This is a genomic window from Frankia alni ACN14a (assembly GCF_000058485.1).
GTDB classification, from domain to species: Bacteria; Actinomycetota; Actinomycetes; order Frankiales; family Frankiaceae; genus Frankia; species Frankia alni.
The window spans coordinates 5,626,403-5,645,446 of the sequence record NC_008278.1; the positions used below are offsets into that span (position 1 = coordinate 5,626,403).

11 protein-coding genes and 3 rRNA genes are annotated in these 19,044 nt (G+C 70.2%); 1 reads left to right on the forward strand and 13 read right to left on the reverse strand.

The features are described 5' to 3' along the window. Positions 1 to 69: 69 nt before the first annotated feature. Positions 70 to 981, reverse strand: coding sequence for a tetratricopeptide repeat protein (locus tag FRAAL_RS22640; protein ID WP_193790319.1), 912 nt, complete (start codon positions 979 to 981; stop codon positions 70 to 72). Here FRAAL_RS22640 and FRAAL_RS33590 point away from each other — a divergent pair. Then, complete coding sequence (locus FRAAL_RS33590) at positions 970 to 1,398, forward strand: hypothetical protein (RefSeq protein ID WP_041939655.1); 429 nt, start codon at positions 970 to 972, stop codon at positions 1,396 to 1,398. The two genes, FRAAL_RS22640 and FRAAL_RS33590, sit on opposite strands and share 12 nt — an antisense overlap. A 1,712-nt stretch (positions 1,399 to 3,110) precedes the next feature. Here the strand turns inward: FRAAL_RS33590 and rrf are convergent. The 12 genes from rrf to argC all read right to left on the reverse strand — a co-directional run bounded on the left by rrf (position 3,111) and on the right by argC (position 18,964). After that, a 5S ribosomal RNA gene (rrf, locus tag FRAAL_RS22655) occupies positions 3,111 to 3,227 on the reverse strand. A 75-nt stretch (positions 3,228 to 3,302) separates the two neighbouring features. Beyond that, positions 3,303 to 6,408 (reverse strand): 23S ribosomal RNA (locus FRAAL_RS22660). Positions 6,409 to 6,829: 421 nt separating this feature from the next. Beyond that, positions 6,830 to 8,339: ribosomal RNA gene (locus tag FRAAL_RS22665) — 16S ribosomal RNA — on the reverse strand. Together the 16S, 23S and 5S rRNA genes form the textbook arrangement of a ribosomal RNA operon. A gap of 583 nt (positions 8,340 to 8,922) precedes the next feature. Further along, positions 8,923 to 9,663 carry a DNA-3-methyladenine glycosylase gene (locus FRAAL_RS22670; protein WP_011606294.1) on the reverse strand — a complete coding sequence of 247 codons (741 nt, stop codon included), beginning with the start codon at positions 9,661 to 9,663 and terminating at the stop codon, positions 8,923 to 8,925. Between the two features lie 158 nt (positions 9,664 to 9,821). Continuing rightward, entirely contained in the window at positions 9,822 to 11,336 is a 1,515-nt protein-coding gene (gene argH, locus FRAAL_RS22675; RefSeq protein WP_011606295.1) for an argininosuccinate lyase, read from the reverse strand. Then, positions 11,333 to 12,535: an argininosuccinate synthase gene (locus FRAAL_RS22680; protein ID WP_011606296.1), complete on the reverse strand. Its 1,203-nt coding sequence runs from the start codon at positions 12,533 to 12,535 to the stop codon at positions 11,333 to 11,335. The genes argH and FRAAL_RS22680 overlap by 4 nt, the downstream gene beginning before the upstream one ends. A gap of 12 nt (positions 12,536 to 12,547) precedes the next feature. After that, complete coding sequence (argR, locus tag FRAAL_RS32025) at positions 12,548 to 13,294, reverse strand: arginine repressor (RefSeq protein WP_050997218.1); 747 nt, start codon at positions 13,292 to 13,294, stop codon at positions 12,548 to 12,550. After that, positions 13,291 to 14,319, reverse strand: coding sequence for an ornithine carbamoyltransferase (argF, locus tag FRAAL_RS22690; protein WP_011606298.1), 1,029 nt, complete (start codon positions 14,317 to 14,319; stop codon positions 13,291 to 13,293). Before argF ends, argR begins: the two co-directional genes overlap by 4 nt. Beyond that, the gene (locus tag FRAAL_RS22695; RefSeq protein WP_011606299.1) at positions 14,316 to 15,557 is read right to left on the reverse strand and encodes an acetylornithine transaminase; all 1,242 of its coding nucleotides are present in this window, start codon (positions 15,555 to 15,557) and stop codon (positions 14,316 to 14,318) included. Before FRAAL_RS22695 ends, argF begins: the two co-directional genes overlap by 4 nt. Further along, positions 15,554 to 16,585: an acetylglutamate kinase gene (gene argB / locus FRAAL_RS22700; RefSeq protein WP_011606300.1), complete on the reverse strand. Its 1,032-nt coding sequence runs from the start codon at positions 16,583 to 16,585 to the stop codon at positions 15,554 to 15,556. The genes FRAAL_RS22695 and argB overlap by 4 nt, the downstream gene beginning before the upstream one ends. Beyond that, positions 16,582 to 17,742: a bifunctional glutamate N-acetyltransferase/amino-acid acetyltransferase ArgJ gene (gene argJ, locus FRAAL_RS22705; RefSeq protein WP_011606301.1), complete on the reverse strand. Its 1,161-nt coding sequence runs from the start codon at positions 17,740 to 17,742 to the stop codon at positions 16,582 to 16,584. The genes argB and argJ overlap by 4 nt, the downstream gene beginning before the upstream one ends. Positions 17,743 to 17,935: 193 nt before the next feature. Next, positions 17,936 to 18,964 (reverse strand): N-acetyl-gamma-glutamyl-phosphate reductase, encoded by a 1,029-nt coding sequence (argC, locus tag FRAAL_RS22710; protein ID WP_041939657.1) that lies wholly within the window; start codon positions 18,962 to 18,964, stop codon positions 17,936 to 17,938. Positions 18,965 to 19,044: the final 80 nt, after the last annotated feature.

Here is a 19,044-nt window from a genome sequence, read left to right on the forward strand (position 1 = left end):
CCGTGCTCAACGCGCCGCAACCAACCGGCCTGTGCGTCAACTGGCCTGTGCGTCAAACCTGTCTGTGCGTCAACCGGTTTGTGACGGGCCGTGTGTCTGCTCCACCGCCGCCGCCGAATCCGCTTCCACAGAGTCGTCCGGATTCACCACCACTGCGGCGGCGTCTCCCTCCTCCGTGTCGGTGGCGCCCGAGGTGGAGGAGTCGCCCGGACCGACAGGGCCCACCAGGCCCTGCTGATCGGCGGCTGTCGGCGCGCTTCCCAGCAGTTCGACGGCGTCAACCGTCTCGGAGTCGACGTCTTCCGCAGAGTCGACGTCTTCCGCAGAGACCGCGTCCGCGTCCTCGGGCATCGGCTGGCCGGTGACGATTTCGTAGGCGCGAGCGGCCGCGTCCGTCTCACCGTCGTCGACGGCCGCGGCAGAGGTGAACCACCGGGCCGCCTCCTCGGGACGGCCGGCGGCCAGCAGCGCCTCGGCGTAGGCGTACCAGAGCCGCGGAGCCCACGGCGCGGGCGCACCCTTCGCGGTGGCGAGGTCACGCAGCAGGACGACGGCGGCCTCCGGTTGGCCCAGGTCGCGTCGCGCTCCGGAGATCACGATCAGCATCTCGGCGCGGGCCGCCGGGTCCAGCTCGTCGGCCTGCGGGTCGCGCAGGTAGGCGATGGCCCGCTCGGGCCGGCCGAGGCCGCGCTCACTGTCCGCCATCAACGGCAGGTTGTGACCCGAACCGTCCATCCGCCGGGCCGCCCGCAGCTCGACGAGCGCCGTGGCGTACTCGCCGGCGTGGTAGGCCGCGATGCCGACCGCCTCACGCACGGCGGGAAGGCGGGGCACCCGATCGGCGGCGGCCTGTGCATGGGCGAGGGCCGCGGCCGGATCGTCGTCGAGCAGCAGCGCGGTCGCGACGAGATGCCGGGCGATGGTGTCCGCCAGATTCGTCGGCAGACCCCGCAGCGAGCGGCGGACGTCATGATCGAGCATGTCCGCGCGGGCCTCGTCGGGCAGCGGCGGGGTCTGCACCCGGGGCCGGCGGCTGCCGACGTCGGTGCGCTCCGGCCGGGCCGACCGATCCGGGCGGTCCCCTCGCCGATCATCGGGACGGCCAGGTCCACCCGGTCGCCCGCCGCGTCCCTGCGGGGCCCCGCGCCCCTGGCCCACACCGCGCGCCCCGGCGCCTCGGGGGGCACCGTTACCCCGCGCGCCCGGCGCACCGTCGCGTTCCCCACGACCGCCCGCGGCCCGAGCACCCGCCCCGCGAGCGCCGGCCCCAGCGCCTCGAGCACCTGCACCCGCACCCGCACCTCGCGCACCCGCATCGGGGGCGCCGGAGCCAGCCCCGGCGCGCCACGGCCGCTGCTCGCGGTACTCGCGTCGCTCGGCGCCGTCCGTCGCGGCTGATCGGGGCGCGGCTGATCGGGGCGCGGTCGGTGGGTCACGACGATCGTCACCGGCAGTGGCGTCGGCGGGCCGTGCGCCCGCCGGCCGGCCGGCCGACCACCTGTCGGGTCGGCCGTCACGCCCCGACGGACCCCGGTCCGGTGCCATCCGCTCCCGGCCGCGCTCCCACGGCCGCTGCTCCCGGCCATCGCGCTGGTCCTGGCCCTGACGGGGCGGCCGCTCGCCACCGGCGACCCGCGGCCGTTCGAACGGCGTTCGGGTCGCGGTGGACGGCCGCTGCCCGCCGGTCCACGAACGGGTCGCGGACCCTCCGCGTCCCTGTCCGGACTCGCTTCGCTGCCACCCGCCGCGGCCGGCGGCGCCCTCGGAACGCGACGGCCGCTCGGCCTGCACGCGCCCGTGCGCCATACCCCGCTCCGGCGGGGTCTGATCCGGACCGCGCCGGTCGGGGCCGCGCCCGGAGGCACCGGCCGCGCCGTACCTGCGGGCGGTGTCATCACGGCGCCCGGCGTCATCACGACGGGCGGCGTCACCACCGCGGGACCTGTCGTCAGGACGGTCGTTGCGGTCCTGCGAAGGATCCCGGAACGGGCGGCGCCGTGCCTCCGGGGCACCGGTGCGGTGGCCGCCGGAGGCGGTCCTGTCGTCGGCACCCGGCCGGCCACGACGGGTCCGCCATGCCGACTCCGCCGTCATCCGTCCCGGGGCCTGTCCCGCACGGCCGGCGCCGCCCCCGCGCGTCGCCCCGCCCGCACGTCCGTCACCGTTACTACCCGCGCCTGCACGAAAGCCGGCACCCGGCCGGCCCCCGCCGGCCCGGTCATCACGGGGCCGGCCGGCACCATAGGACGCCTCGGCCGGCCCGCGCCGAGCGAAGCGGTCGCCGCCGGCCGAATCCTGCCCACCCTGCGGACGGTCACCCCGCGGGCGGTCGGTACGCGGGAAACGGGCGCCTCGGTCCGCACCGCCCGCGGAGTCGCCGGCAGCCCGCGGCCGCCGGGCCGGCGCGTCCCGGCGACCATGCCCACCGCCGTCGCCCTCCGCGCGGTCGGCCCAACGGCGGTCTGACCCGGTCGGGCGCGCGCCTCGACCGGGGGCGGCGTCGGTCAGCCGCCGGACCTGTCCGGACCTGGCTCGGCCCGCGCCGCTGGCGGCATCGCCGGACCAGCTGCCGCGGCCGGCGCCCTGCCCTCGGCCGGCGCCCGAACGCGGCGCTCCCGACCGCGACGCGGTGGCGCTCCGCCCAGGCTCCCGGTCGCGCCGCTGGGGCCGGTCGGAAGCGTGCGGCACCGATGCGCCACGCTCGTTCGCTGTGTCTTCCCTCGCCATGACCGGCCGTTCCCCTTCGTCCCGCCTGCGCCGCGGTCGGCGGCCGCGGATCTGATGTGTGCTGTGCCTGCAGGGCATGGGCCCCGCCGATCTGCTCCGGCGCGGCCCAGCCGCGGCATCGGAGGAGACCTCGACGGGAATCCGGCCGCGGATCCGCGGGATGGCGCAGCGATGTCCACAGTACGGGGTATGCCCCACGCGGAAGCTTCCAGCCGGACGCGTCACCGCGACGGCGCCGACTCCCTACCGACCGGACCACGACCGGCGCGGCGCCCGGCGGCCATCGAAGTACAGCGATCGGGCCTCAGCCGACCGCCGGGAGAATCCCCACGCAAAAAACAAGTGTGGGGTTGCCTCGAAAGGCAACCCCACACTTTGTGTAAGTCCGGCGGCGTCCTACTCTCCCACACAGTCCCCCATGCAGTACCATCGGCGCTGAAGAGCTTAGCTTCCGGGTTCGGAATGAGACCGGGCGTTTCCCCTTCGCCAAAACCACCGAAACACTATTCAACTATACAACCAGCACCCAGCCGGCCATACAGCTGGGAACCGCACAGTGGACGCGTAGCACCTTCGAAGACAAGCCCTCGGCCTATTAGTACCGGTCAGCTCCATGCGTCACCGCACTTCCACCTCCGGCCTATCAACCCGATCATCTAGTCGGGGGCCTTACCAGGCTACCCTGTGGGAGACCTCATCTCGAAGCAGGCTTCCCGCTTAGATGCTTTCAGCGGTTATCCCTTCCGAACGTAGCCAACCAGCCATGCCCTTGGCAGAACAACTGGCACACCAGAGGTTCGTCCGTCCCGGTCCTCTCGTACTAGGGACAGCCCTTCTCAAGTCTCCTGCGCGCGCGGCGGATAGGGACCGAACTGTCTCACGACGTTCTAAACCCAGCTCGCGTACCGCTTTAATGGGCGAACAGCCCAACCCTTGGGACCTACTCCAGCCCCAGGATGCGACGAGCCGACATCGAGGTGCCAAACCTTGCCGTCGATATGGACTCTTGGGCAAGATCAGCCTGTTATCCCCGGGGTACCTTTTATCCGTTGAGCGACGGCGCTTCCACAAGCCACCGCCGGATCACTAGTCCCTGCTTTCGCACCTGCTCGACATGTCTGTCTCACAGTCAAGCTCCCTTGTGCACTTGCACTCAACACCTGATTGCCAACCAGGCTGAGGGAACCTTTGGGCGCCTCCGTTACTCTTTAGGAGGCAACCGCCCCAGTTAAACTACCCACCAGACACTGTCCCTGATCCGGATCACGGACCGAGGTTAGACATCCAGTACGACCAGAGTGGTATTTCAACAATGACTCCACCAGAACTGGCGTCCCAGCTTCACAGTCTCCCACCTATCCTACACAAGCCGAACCGAACACCAATATCAAGCTATAGTAAAGGTCCCGGGGTCTTTCCGTCCTGCCGCGCGTAACGAGCATCTTTACTCGTAATGCAATTTCGCCGAGTCTGTGGTTGAGACAGTGGGAAAGTCGTTACGCCATTCGTGCAGGTCGGAACTTACCCGACAAGGAATTTCGCTACCTTAGGATGGTTATAGTTACCACCGCCGTTTACTGGCGCTTAAGTTCTGAGCTTCGCCCCGAAGAGCTAACCCGTCCCCTTAACGTTCCAGCACCGGGCAGGCGTCACTCCGTATACATCGTCTTACGACTTAGCACGGAGCTATGTTTTTAGTAAACAGTCGCTTTCCCCTGGTCTCTGCGGCCACTCCCCGCTACGGAAGCAAGTCCCTACACGGAGAACGGCCCCCCTTCTCCCGAAGTTACGGGGGCATTTTGCCGAGTTCCTTAACCACAGTTCACTCGAACGCCTCGGTATTCTCTACCTGACCACCTGTGTCGGTTTAGGGTACGGGCGGCCCTGACACTCGCTAGAGGCTTTTCTCGGCAGCATGGGATCATCCACTTCGCCACAATCGGCTCGGCATCAGGTCTCAGACACATGGAACGCGGATTTACCTACGCACCGTCCTACACCCTTGCCCCAGGACAACCACCGCCTGGGTTGGACTACCCTCCTGCGTCACCCCATCGCTTGCCTACTACCAGCCGGGATCCCACCCTCCCAGACACATCTCCGAAAAGACACATCCGATCAGATGGTTAGCACAACCAGGTTCAGCATGGGCGCGTCAGCGCCGGTACGGGAATATCAACCCGTTGTCCATCGACTACGCCTGTCGGCCTCGCCTTAGGTCCCGACTCACCCTGGGCGGATTAGCCTGCCCCAGGAACCCTTGGTCATCCGGCGGACGGGTTTCTCACCCGTCATTCGCTACTCATGCCTGCATTCTCACTCGTATGGCATCCACGACTAGGTCACCCCGCCGCTTCACACGCCACACGACGCTCCCCTACCCATACACACACCTGGACATCAAAGATGCCTGGCTAACATGCGTATGCCGCAGCTTCGGCGGTGCGCTTGAGCCCCGCTACATTGTCGGCGCGGAATCACTTGACCAGTGAGCTATCACGCACTCTTTCAAGGGTGGCTGCTTCTAAGCCAACCTCCTGGTTGTCTATGCGACTCCACATCCTTTTCCACTTAGCGCACGCTTAGGGGCCTTAGCTGGCGATCTGGGCTGTTTCCCTCTCGACTACGAAGCTTATCCCCCGCAGTCTCACTGCCGCACTTCACTTACCGGCATTCGGAGTTTGGCTGACTTCAGTAAGCTTGTGGGCCCCCTAGGCCATCCAGTGCTCTACCTCCGGCAAGAAACATGCGACGCTGCACCTAAATGCATTTCGGGGAGAACCAGCTATCACCGAGTTTGATTGGCCTTTCACCCCTACCCACAGCTCATCCCCCAGGTTTTCAACCCTGGTGGGTTCGGTCCTCCACACGGTCTTACCCGCGCTTCAACCTGGCCATGGGTAGATCACTCGGCTTCGGGTCTTGGACATGCGACTCAAACGCCCTCTTCGGACTCGCTTTCGCTACGGCTACCCCACACGGGTTAACCTCGCCACACATCGCAAACTCGCAGGCTCATTCTTCAAAAGGCACGCGGTCACCAGACCGAAGTCCAGCTCCCACGGATTGTAGGCACACGGTTTCAGGTACTATTTCACTCCCCTCCCGGGGTACTTTTCACCTTTCCCTCACGGTACTAGTCCGCTATCGGTCACCAGGGAGTATTTAGGCTTAGCGGGTGGTCCCGCCAGATTCACACGGAATTTCACGGGCTCCGTGCTACTTGGGAACACGTCCGGGAGGAACACTGTTTTCAGCTACAGGGCTATTACCCTCTATGGCGGCCCATTCGCATGACCTTCGCCTAACAGCGCTCTTTCTGACTCCCCGACGGAACGGCAGTCCCGTCCGGACGATCCCACAACCCCAGCATCGCAACGCCTGCCGGCTATCACACGACACTGGTTTAGCCTCATCCGCTTTCGCTCACCACTACTCGCGGAATCACGGTTGTTTTCTCTTCCTGCGGGTAATGAGATGTTTCACTTCCCCGCGTTCCCTCCACATGCCCTATGTGTTCAGGCATGGGTGACAGGATTTAAAGCCCTGCCGGGTTTCCCCATTCGGAAATCCTCGGATCACAGCTCGGTTGACAGCTCCCCGAGGCATATCGCAGCCTCCCACGTCCTTCATCGGCTCCTGGTGCCAAGGCATCCACCGTGCGCCCTTACTAACTTGGCCACAAAGATGCTCGCGTCCACTGTGCAGTTCTCAACGTACGGACGGCCCCAGCCGACCCGGCAGAACCCACCCCCACACAGGAAGGCGGTCTCCTACCACGACCGGTCCGTTCACCAGCAGACCCCCACCACAACCCCCCGAAAGGGATCAGCAGAAGGGGTCACACCAGACGAGGAAGCCTCACTCCCTCAGGACCCAACAGCGTGCCACGCACCACCAGCCACCCACCAGACCCGTTCCACCCCCACCCACCCAACCCCACAAGGGAGAAGGACGACCAGAGAGTACTAGACGCCTGCCAGACAACCAGCAGCACTATCGTCAGCGTTCCACCCATGAGCAACCAGACCGGCATGCACATCCGGCCCTGGCCCTGAACCAGCCCACCCCCAACAGGACAGACCAGCCAGACGCTCCTTAGAAAGGAGGTGATCCAGCCGCACCTTCCGGTACGGCTACCTTGTTACGACTTCGTCCCAATCGCCGGTCCCACCTTCGACGGCTCCCCCCACAAGGGTTAGGCCACCGGCTTCGGGTGTTACCGACTTTCGTGACGTGACGGGCGGTGTGTACAAGGCCCGGGAACGTATTCACCGCAGCATTGCTGATCTGCGATTACTAGCGACTCCGACTTCACGGGGTCGAGTTGCAGACCCCGATCCGAACTGAGACCGGCTTTTTGGGATTCGCTCCACCTCACGGTATCGCAGCCCTTTGTACCGGCCATTGTAGCATGTGTGCAGCCCAGGACGTAAGGGGCATGATGACTTGACGTCATCCCCACCTTCCTCCGAGTTGACCCCGGCAGTCTCCTATGAGTCCCCGACATAACTCGCTGGCAACATAGGACGAGGGTTGCGCTCGTTGCGGGACTTAACCCAACATCTCACGACACGAGCTGACGACAGCCATGCACCACCTGTGCAGGACCCTTACGGACCCCGTATCTCTACGAGATTTCCCTGCATGTCAAGCCCTGGTAAGGTTCTTCGCGTTGCATCGAATTAAGCCACATGCTCCGCCGCTTGTGCGGGCCCCCGTCAATTCCTTTGAGTTTTAGCCTTGCGGCCGTACTCCCCAGGCGGGGCGCTTAATGCGTTAGCTGCGGCACGGAGGCCGTGGAAGGTCCCCCACACCTAGCGCCCAACGTTTACGGCGTGGACTACCAGGGTATCTAATCCTGTTCGCTCCCCACGCTTTCGCTCCTTAGCGTCAGTTCCGGCCCAGAGACCCGCCTTCGCCACCGGTGTTCCTCCTGATATCTGCGCATTTCACCGCTACACCAGGAATTCCAGTCTCCCCTGCCGGACTCTAGCCTGCCCGTATCGACTGCAGGCCCGGGGTTGAGCCCCGGGTTTTCACAGCCGACGCGACAGGCCGCCTACGAGCTCTTTACGCCCAATAATTCCGGACAACGCTTGCACCCTACGTATTACCGCGGCTGCTGGCACGTAGTTGGCCGGTGCTTCTTCTGCAGGTACCGTCACTTGCGCTTCGTCCCTGCTGAAAGAGGTTTACAACCCGAAGGCCGTCATCCCCCACGCGGCGTCGCTGCGTCAGGCTTTCGCCCATTGCGCAATATTCCCCACTGCTGCCTCCCGTAGGAGTCTGGGCCGTGTCTCAGTCCCAGTGTGGCCGGTCGCCCTCTCAGGCCGGCTACCCGTCGTCGCCTTGGTAGGCCATCACCCCACCAACAAGCTGATAGGCCGCGGGCCCATCCCGAGCCGATAAATCTTTCCACACCACCAGATGCCCGGTAGCGTCATATCCGGCATTAGCCCCGGTTTCCCGAGGTTATTCCAGAGCTCGGGGCAGGTTGCCCACGTGTTACTCACCCGTTCGCCGCTAGGAGCCGAAGCCCCTCGCTCGACTTGCATGTGTTAAGCACGCCGCCAGCGTTCGTCCTGAGCCAGGATCAAACTCTCCATCAATGATTTCGAGAGTGCCGGACAAACCGGCAGACCCCGACATCGACACCACAACCGTGATGCCGTGTCCAAAGGAATCCCTCACAACCACAACCAGCCACCCCCCACACACCACAAACGATGCGCAGAAAACAACCAGCCAGGCCATGAACGGGGTAAAACAATTGGCACTGACAATCGGCACGCTGTTGAGTTCTCAAGGAGCAGGCGCGAACGAGATGACATCGGGAGATGTCGTACTCGTGCGGATTCCTAGCCACTTACGAAGTTTTATGGAGCGGTGCTCGTCAGTACGCCCAAGAAGGGGCCGCCTCGCACCTGCTCTCCCCGAGCTCCCTCCGGGGAGGGGCTCTGCCAGCGAGTGGAGCCGCCCTGTTCGGCGTCTGCCGTGCTGCGCTGACAGAGAGAACATTACGGGTGGATGACGGGGGGCGTCAAATCAATCCCCCGCCCAGATGTGTGACCTATGTCACACCACTCGCGGAGAGGTTCGTTGTGATGTTCTGATATGGGAGGCTTGGCGGTCTGGGCCAAGTTGCCCACGAGCAGGCCGCGTACCGTCCGTCCGCATCTGTCCGCGGGGCCGTCACCTGCGGCGACGGCCCGGCCGCGCGGTGCTGACCGATGGCTCGCCCGCCAGCCAGAAGCGCCACGGACGCTCGGCAGCGGCGCTGATCCCCACTCGTGGGCCACGGGCGATCCGTTGGCCGGGCGCCCCCGACCTCGCCCCATCCCCTGCCGCTCCGGCGCCCCCTGCCGGTATCGCGCCCGCTGCCGGTCCAACGCCTGCGGCCGGTACAACGCCTGCGGCCGACACACGGCCGACGAGCGGTCCATTGCCGAGCCCGGCGACCTCGGATGTCGGCGGGCGGACGACAAGAGGTCCGCCGCCCGTCACCGGGGTTCCGGTCAGCGATGCGGTGACGCCGAGGACCCGTCCGAGTCGACCGGGTCCTCGGGCCAGATCCCGGACGGCGAGCGTGGGCCAGCGGGCCTGCGCCGCCTCCAGACCGACGACGACCTCACCGGCCCGCAGCAGCACGGCCGACCCCTCCCCCACCGGTCCGCAGACGATGTTGAGGCACCAGTGGACGCCATAGCTGAGGTACACGTAGGCCCGGCCCGGCGGCCCGAACATCACCGCGGCCCGCGGGGTCGGCCCGCGGAAGGCGTGGGAGGCGGGATCGCCCAGGCCGCCGTAGGCCTCGACCTCCGTGATCCGAACGGCGACCGGCCCGTGCCGGACCGTCGCACCGAGCAGATCCGGTGCCACGGCCAGCACGGGCCGGTCGAAGAAGCCCGCCGGGTACGGCGCCGGGCCGGCCACGTCGGCGGCCGGCCCGGGACCCCCTGGGGGCTCGAAACCCTCGGGAGGCTCAAGTCCCGCAGAGAGCTCGAGACCGTCCTGGGGCCTGGGACCCTCGGAGGGCCTGGGAGGGCCCTGAGAGGGCTTGGCAGGACCCTGAGGGGGCCAGGGAGTAGCCGTCAGTCCACCGCCCACGCGCGGTCCCGGTCGAGGACCGGCCGCAGCGCCGCGAGCTGCTCGCGCACGCGGTCCGGTGCGGTCCCGCCGGGCGCGGAGCGGGCCTGCAGCGCGCCCGACACCGACAACACGCCGCGCACGTCCGGGGTGAGCAGCGGATTGATCACCGCGAGGTCGTCGTCGGAGACACCGTCGAGGTCGACGTCGTGGGCGACGCACCAGGACACGAGCTGGCCGACGGCCTCGTGCGCCTGACGGAACGGCACGCCACGGCGCACCAGGTACTCGGCGACGTCGGTCGCCAGGGCGAAGCCGTCCGGCGCGGCCGCGGCCAGCCGCTCGCGGCGGACCCGCATCGTCGCGACCGTGCCCGTCAGCGCGGGCAGCACCAGCAGCAGCGTGTCGACCGCGTCGAAGACCGGCTCCTTGTCCTCCTGCAGGTCCCGGTCGTAGGCGAGCGGGAGCCCCTTGAGGGTGGCGAGGAAGCCGGTCAGGCCGCCGATGAGCCGGCCGGACTTGCCCCGGGCGAGCTCGGCGACGTCCGGGTTCTTCTTCTGCGGCATGATCGAGCTGCCGGTCGCGAAGGCGTCGTCCAGCTCGACCCAGCCGAACTCGCGGGTCGTCCAGAGCACGATCTCCTCGCCGAGGCGGGACAGGTGCACCCCGATCAGCGCGGCCACGAACAGGAACTCCGCGGCGAAGTCGCGATCCGACACGGCGTCGAGCGAGTTGTCGAACGCCCGGTCGAACCCCAGCTCGGCGGCGACCCCCCGCGGGTCCAGCGGCAGCGACGAGCCGGCCAGCGCCCCGGCGCCGAGCGCGCTCACCGACGCCCGACGGTCCCAGTCCCGCAGCCGGTCGGTGTCCCGCACGAACGCCTGCACATGGGCGAGCAGCTGATGACCGAACGAGATCGGCTGAGCGTGCTGCAGGTGCGTCATCCCCGGCGCCGGAGTGTCCACGTGCTGCTCGGCGACGGTGACCAGCGCCTGGGACAGCTCGGTCAGCCGGGCGGCCACCTGGCGGGCGTGCTCGCGCAGGTACAGGCGCAGGTCGGTGGCGACCTGGTCGTTGCGGCTGCGGCCGGCGCGCAGCTTGCCGCCGAGCGCGCCGAGCCGCTCCAGCAGCCCGCGTTCGAGGGCGGTGTGAACGTCCTCGTCCTCGACCGTGGGACGAAACCGCCCCTGGGCGACCGCGTCGGACAGGTCGTCGATGGCGGCGAGCATCGCGGCGAGCTCGGCGTCGTCGAGCAGGCCGGCCCGGTGCAGCACCCGGGCGTGCGACTTCGAGGCGAGCAGGTCGTAGGGCGCGAGCCGCCAGTCGAACTGGACGCTCACCGACAGCCGGGCGAGCGCCTCGGCCGGGCCGCCGGCGAACCGTCCGCCCCACAGCCGCATCGGGGCGCCGGCCGACGCCCCGCCGGCGAGCACCCCGCCGGCGGGCGCGTCGGCGTCGGTGGCCCCGCCGGCGGGTGGCTTCGGCACCGCCGCCTCCTCGGAGTGATCCGTCGAGGTCACGGGTTCAGCCGCTGCTCGCGGGCCGCCCAGACCTTCGTCGGCAGGCCCCAGAGCTCGATGAACCCACGGGCATCACCCTGGTCGAACTGGTCGCCGGCGTCGTAGGTGGCCAGGGCGTGGTCGTAGAGGCTGCCCGGGCTGCGCCGGCCGACGACCTGGGCGACCCCGCCCGCGAGCCGCAGCCGCACGTCCCCGTCGACCCCGGCGCTCGCCGCGTCGACGAAGGCGTCGAGCGCGGCCTTGAGCGGCGAGTACCACAGGCCGTCGTAGACGATCTCGCCCCAGCGCTGGTCGACGCCCCGCTTGAACCGGGCGACGTCGCGCTCGAGGGTGAGGTCCTCCAGGTCGCGGTGCGCGGTCAGCAGGGTGATCGCCGCCGGGCACTCGTAGATCTCCCGGCTCTTGATCCCGACCAGGCGGTCCTCGATCATGTCGATCCGGCCGACACCGTGCGCGCCCGCGCGGGTGTTGAGCTCGGCGACGAGCTCCGCCAGCGACAGGGATCGCCCGTCCAGACCGGTCGGGACGCCGTCGGTGAAGGAGATCGTCACCTCGTCGGGGGTCCGCGCGACCGTCGGGTCCGCCGAGTAGACGAAGACGTCCTCCGGCGGCTGTGCCCACGGGTCCTCGAGGATGCCGCACTCGGCGGTGCGCCCCCACAGGTTCTGGTCGATGGAGTACGGCGAGCGCTTGGACACGTCGATGGGCAGCCCGCGCTCCTCGGCGAAGGCGATCGCCTTGTCCCGGGTCATGCCCGAGTCGCGCACCGGGGCGAGCACCTTCAACCCGGGCGCCAGCGCCGACACGCCGACCTCGAACCGCACCTGGTCGTTGCCCTTGCCGGTGCAGCCGTGGGCGATCGCGTCCGCGCCGTGCTCGCGGGCGGCCTCGACCAGATGCTTGACGATGATCGGCCGCGACAGCGACGAGATCAGCGGGTACCGATCCATGTACAGCGCGTTGCTCCGGATGGCCGGGGCGACGAAGGACTCGGCGAACTCAGTGCGGGCGTCGACCACGATCGACTCGACGGCGCCGCAGGTGAGGGCGCGCTGGCGGATGGCCTCGAGGTCCTCGCCGCCCTGGCCGACATCGACCGCCAGCGCGACGACCTCGGCGCCGGTCTCGGCGCCGATCCAGCCGATGGCCACGGACGTGTCGAGGCCGCCCGAGTAGGCAAGCACGACGCGTTCGGTCACGGGACTTACTCCTTATGTCGGATTGCGCGGAAGATCATCATCAGGTGTGCCGGTGCCGCCGCCGGTGCCCGCCAGGACCGCCCCGCCCGCCGGCGGGGTGCGTGGACGGGCCTGGGCGGCGGCGGCCACGCCCGGCACGGCGCGGGCCCGCCCGTCGGCGAGCCGCAGCAGGTGGGCTGCCAAACCCGGCCCGCCCGGGACCGGCGGCTGGCCCGCGGACGGCCCGGTCGGCGACGCCTCCCCCGCGCTCTGCCCGCCGGCCGGGGTGGTCTCGGAGATGCTCCCACCCGCGGGAGCGGGCAGCTGCGCCCGACAGACGACGAGGACCGTGTCGTCCCCGGCGATCGTGCCCATGACCGCCGGCAGCGCCTCCCGGTCCAGCGCGGACGCGAAGAGCTGGGCGGCCCCGGGCGGGGTGCGCAGGACGACGAGGTCGCCGTTGGCCTCCGCCGAGACCAGCAGCTCCTCGCAGAGCCGGGTCAGCGGAAGCCGGACGATCTCCGCCGGCGCGAGGTTCACGTCGACGGCGTAGACCAGGCCGCCGTCGGCGCCGCGCACCTTCGTCGCCCCGATCTCCTCCAGGTCACGGGACAGGGTGGCCTGGGTGACCTGGACACCCTCGGTGGCGAGCAGGCGGGCGAGCTCCGACTGCGAACGCACCGGCCGCTGCGCGATCAGCGCCGCCAGCCGCGCCTGCCGGGCGTGCTTGGTCAGCGGGGCGGCCCGCCGCACCCCCGCGCCCACGCCCGCCGTGGTCATCGGACCGTGCCCTCCCCCGCGGACGTGCCCTCGCCGGCGGCCGTGCCCTCCCCGGCGGACGTGCCCTCGCCGGCGGCCGTGCCCGCCCCCGTCGACGGCGGCGCGAGCAGCAGCGAGAGCAGGGCCTTCTGCGCGTGCAGCCGGTTCTCGGCCTGGTCGAACACGACCGAGTGCGGCCCGTCGAGCACCGACGCGGCGATCTCCAGGTCCCGGTGCGCCGGCAGGCAGTGCATGACCAGCACGTCCGGCCGGGCGGCCTCGACGGCCTTCTCGTCGAGGCGGTAGGGCTGGAACACCAGCGAGCGGCTGTCCGACTCGTCCTCCTGGCCCATCGACGCCCAGACGTCGGTGTAGAGCACGTCGGCGCCGGCGGCCGCCTCCAGCGCGTCGTGCATAACGAGCGCCTCGCCGCCGGTGGTCGCGCCGATCTCGTTGGCGTGCCGGACGACCTGCTCGAACGGCTCGTAGCCGGGCGGGGAGGCCACGTGCACCCGCATCCCCGCGAGCGCCCCGGCGAGCAGCAGCGAATGCGCCACGTTGTTGCCGTCGCCGAGGTAGGTCAGGGTGAGCCCGGCGAGCCGGCCGCGGCGCTCCCGGATCGTCTGCAGGTCGGCCAGCGCCTGGCAGGGATGGGCATGGTCGGACAGCGCGTTGACGACCGGCACGCTCGCCGCGGCCGCGAGCCGCTCGAGGCGCTGCTGGGCGAAGGTGCGCACGACGATCGCGTCGACGTACCGACTGAGCACCGCGGCGGTGTCCTCGATCGTCTCGCCGCGGCCGAGGTGACTGGTCGTCGCGTCGATGACGATCGGATGGCCGCCGAGCTCGGCGACGCCGACGTCGAACGACAGGCGGGTGCGGGTGGAGGGCTTCTCGAACAGCAGGGCCACCGACCGCCCGGCGAGGGGACGGTCCGCCGGCCCGGGATCGCGGCGGCGGGCCTTGAGCTGGTCGGCGACGTCGAGAATTCCGGCCTGCTCCGCGGAGGTCAGGTCGGTGTCGAGGAGGAAGTGTCGGGCCGTCATGCGGTGACCTTAGAGGCTCGCTCCGACAGGCTCGCGCCGTCACGGGCGGCGCCGACGATCGCGGGTAGCGCCGCGGCGAAGGCGTCCGCCTCGGCGTCGGTGAGGATCAGCGGCGGGGCGAGCCGGACGGCGTCCGGGGCGACCGCGTTGACCAGGTAGCCGGCCGCGCGGGCCGCCGTCTCCACCGCCGGGGCGAACGGGCCGTCGAGCTCGATCGCCCGCCACAGGCCGACGCCGCGCACCCCGATGACACCCGGGATCCCCGCCGCGACGATCTGGGCGGCGAGGCGGTCGCCCAGCCGCGTCGCGTGGTCGAGCAGCCCCTCGGCGGCGATCGTGTCGAGCACGGCCAGGGCCGCCGCGCAGACGATCGGGCCGCCGCCGAACGTGCTGCCGTGATCACCAGGACGCAGCAGGTCCGCCGCGGCGCCGATGCCGATGCAGGCGCCGATCGGCAGGCCGCCGCCGAGGCCCTTGGCCAGGGTGACGATGTCCGGTTGGACGCCGGCGGCCTGGTGGGCGAACCAGGAGCCGGTCCGGCCGATGCCGCTCTGCACCTCGTCGAACACCAGCAGCGCCCCGGCGTCGTCGCAGGCCGCCCGCGCCTGCGCCAGGTAGCCCGGCGGCGGCGGGACCACGCCGGCCTCCCCGAGGGTCGGCTCCAGGAACACCGCCGCGGTCCGCTCGCCGACCGCGGCCCGCAGCGCGGCGGCGTCGCCGTAGGGCACGAACCGCACGCCCGGCAGCAGCGGCTCGAACGGCGCGCGCTTGGCCGGCTGCCCGGTGATGGACAGCGCCCCGAGGGTACGGCCGTGGAACGCGCCCTCGGCGGCGATGATCTCCGGCCGGCCGGTGCGTCGGGCGATCTTGATGGCGGCCTCGTTGGCCTCGGCGCCGGAGTTCGCGAAGAAGGTCTTCGCGCCGCCGGCGGGCAGGCCCGGGGCCGGGGCGCCCGCGGCGAGCAGCTCGACGAGCCGCTCGGCCAGGCGCACCTGCGGCTCGTTGGCGTACAGGTTCGACACGTGGCCGAGGGTGTCGAACTGGTCGACGACGGCGGCCCGGATCGCCGGGTGGCCGTGACCCAGCACGCTGACGGCGATCCCGCCAAGCAGGTCGAGGTACTCACGCCCGGCGTCGTCCCACACCCGGGTGCCCTGCCCGCGGACCAGGGAGATCGTCGGACGGCCGTAGGTCGCCATCACGACGGCGTCGCGCCGGGCGAGCAGATCGGCGGTCATGGCCTTCCTCCGGAGTAGGCGGTGGGTGCGGCGGGTGCAACGCGGTTGGCGGTGTCACGGTCCGGGGTGATCAGGGTGCCGATGCCGTCGTCGGTGAAGATCTCCAGCAGGACGGCGTGCGGCACCCGACCGTCGAGCACGTGCGCCTGCGGAACGCCGCCGCGCACCGCCCGCCGGCACGCCTCCATCTTCGGAATCATGCCGGCCGCCAGCGTCGGCAGGAGCTGTTCGAGCTCTGTGATGCTCAGCTCGCTGAGCACCTCGTCGCTGGTCGGCCAGTCCGCGTACAGCCCCTCGACGTCGGTCAGGACGACGAGCTTGGTGGCGCCGAGGGCGACGGCGAGCTCGGCGGCGGCCGTGTCGGCGTTGACGTTGTAGACGCCGCCGTCGATCCCGCGGGCGACGGAGGCGACGACGGGCACCTTGCCGGAGTCGAGCAGGGCGTCGACCGTCTCGGCGCGGACCTCGACGATGTCGCCGACGAGGCCGACGTCGACCTCCTGCCCGTCGACGATCGCGGGGCGCCGGCGCGCGGTGAACAGGTTCGCGTCCTCGCCCGACAGGCCGACGGCGAACGGGCCGTGGTCGTTGACCAGGCCGACGACGTCCCGGTTGACCTGGCCGAGCAGCACCATCCGCACGACGTCCATGGTCTCCGGCGTGGTGACCCGCAGGCCGCCGACGAACGTCGACTCGACGCCGAGGCGCGCCAGGTGCGCGGTGATCTGCGGCCCGCCGCCGTGGACGACGACCACCCGCAGCCCCGAGTAGCGCAGGAAGACGATGTCGGCGGCGAACGCGGCACGCAGCGCGGGCTCGGTCATCGCGTTGCCGCCGTACTTGATGACGATCGTGGCGCCCTGGAAGCGGGACAGCCACGGCAGCGCCTCGATGAGGACCTGCGTCTTGGCCAGCGCCGCATGCCCGCGCGCGGTCGCCGCCGGTCCCCGGCCGGTGCCGGTGGCGGCGCCGGTGGCGGTGGTTATGTCGGTGGCGGTGGTGATGTCAGTGGGGGCGGTGTCGGTCATGTCGAGTAGGCCGAGTTCTCGTAGACGTAGCCGTCGGTCAGGTCGTTCGTCCAGATGGTGAGTTCCTCGCCGCCGGCGTGCAGGTCGACGAGGATGTCGATCCGCCGGTCGGAGAGGTCGACGAGGTCGCGGTCCTCCCCGGGCGCGCCGGCCCGGCACACCTGCACGCCGTTCATGGACACGTCGAGCTGGTCGGGCTCGAAGGCTGCCTGGGTGGTGCCGACCGCGGCGAGGACGCGCCCCCAGTTCGGGTCCTTGCCGTAGAGGGCGCACTTGAGCAGGTTGTTGCGGGCCACGGACCGGCCGACCTCCAGGGCGTCGGCCTCGCTCGCGGCCCCGGTGACGGTGATCGCGATGGTCTTCGTGGAACCCTCGGCGTCGTCGAGCATCTGCTGGGCGAGGTCCGCGCACACCGCGGCGACGAGCTCGGTGAGCTCGGCCTCGGGCAGCGTCACCCCGGCGGAGCCCGAGGCGAGCAGCAGCACGGTGTCGTTGGTGGACAGGCAGCCGTCGGAGTCGACCCGCTCGAAGGTGACCCGCGACGCCTGGCGCACCACCCGGTCGAGGGTCGCGGCGTCGGCGACGGCGTCGGTGGTCACGACGACGAGCATGGTCGCCAGCGACGGGGCCAGCATCGCCGCGCCCTTGCCCATCGCGCCGACGGTCACCCCCGGCGTGGCGGTCGAGGTCCGCACCGCGGTCTTCGCGACGGTGTCGGTGGTGCGGATCGCCTCGGCCGCGTCGTCGCCGCCGGTGTCGGCGAGGTCCGCGACGGCCCTGGTGACCCCGGCGAGCAGGATGTCCATCGGCAGCCGGACGCCGATCAGCCCGGTGGAGCAGACCGCGACGTCCCCGGCGCCGAGGCCGAGCCCGGCCGCGACGTGCTCGGCCGTGGCGTGGGTGTCGGCGAAGCCGCCCGGCCCGGTGCAGGCGTTGGCGCCGCCGGAGTTGAGGACGACGGCACGCAGCCGGCCGTCGGCGAGGGTCTGGCGGGTCCACAGCACGGGCGCGGCCTGGATCCGGTTGCGGGTGAACACGCCGGCGGCGGCGTCGGACGGCCCGTCGTTGACGACGAGGGCGATGTCCGGACGCCCGGACGGCTTCAGTCCGGCCGCGACTCCGGCGGCCCGGAAGCCCTTCGGGGCGGTGACGCTCACCGTGACCTCTCCTGTCTGCTGTCCCTGTCGTTTCTGCTGTCCATGTCGCTTCTGCGGTCCACGTCGCTTCTGCGGTCCACGTCGCTTCTGCGGTCCACGTCGCTGGTCGATCGGCGACGGCCGGTCGCCTTTACTGCGTATCCCGAGGCTTTGGTGTCCGTTTCGTCCCTCTGGACAAGCAGGGAAGCGGCGGTCACGGGGCGATGCCCTGGGCGGTCAGGCCGGCGGTCTCGGGCAGGCCGAGCATGAGGTTGGCGCACTGCAGCGCCTGGCCCGCGGCGCCCTTTCCGAGGTTGTCGATGGCGGACACGACGATCGCCCGCCCGGACTCGGCGTCGAAGGTTCCCTGGATGTGCACGGCGTTGCCGCCGAGGGTCGCCGCGGCGTGCGGCCACCGCCCGGGCGGCAGCACCCGGACGAACGGCTCGCCCGCGTAGGCCGAGCGCAGCGCCTCGTACACGGCGTCCGCGTCGGTGCCGGGGGTGGCCCGCCCGGAGCAGGTCGCGAGGATGCCGCGGGGCAGTGGGGCGAGCACGGGGGTGAAGGACAGGCTCACCGCGGTCCCGGCCACGCCGGACAGGGCCTGCACGATCTCCGGACGGTGCTGGTGGGTGCCGACCTTGTAGGCGGTGAGGTCGCCCATCACCTCGCTGCCGAGCAGGTTGACCTTGGCCGACCGGCCCGCGCCGGAGGTGCCGCTGGCGGCGACGACGCTGAGGTCCTGCGGCTCGACGAGGCCCGCGGCCAACAGCGGCGCGAGGGCGAGCGAGGAGGCGGTCGGGTAGCAGCCCGGCGCCGCGACTCGGCGGCTCGCGGCGATCCGAGCCCGCGCCCCGGGCAGCTCGGGCATGCCGTAGGTCCAGGTGCCGGCGTGCTCGCCACCGTAGGCGCGTCGCCACGCCTCGGAGTCGGCAAGGCGGTGGTCGGCACCGAGGTCGACGACGCGGACGGTGCTCGGCAGGGTCGCCGCCACCGCCGCCGACTGCCCGTGCGGCAGGGCGAGGAAGACGACGTCCGCCTCGGCCGCGGCGAGGGTCTCGGCGTCGGTGAAGACGCGGCCTTCCAGGTCGGGCAGGTTCGGGTGCACGTCCGTCACGGGCAGGCCGACCGACGTGTTCGCCGCCAGCGCGCCGATCTCGATCTCCGGGTGGGCGAGCAGCAGGCGGAGAAGCTCCCCGCCGCCGTACCCGCTCGCCCCTGCCACTGCTGCGGTCACTCCCATGTGCAAGGTTATACACACGAGCTTATGAGCATGCAACGGCATTCGGCGAACGCGGGCGGCGCGGCGGGCAGCGCGGCCGC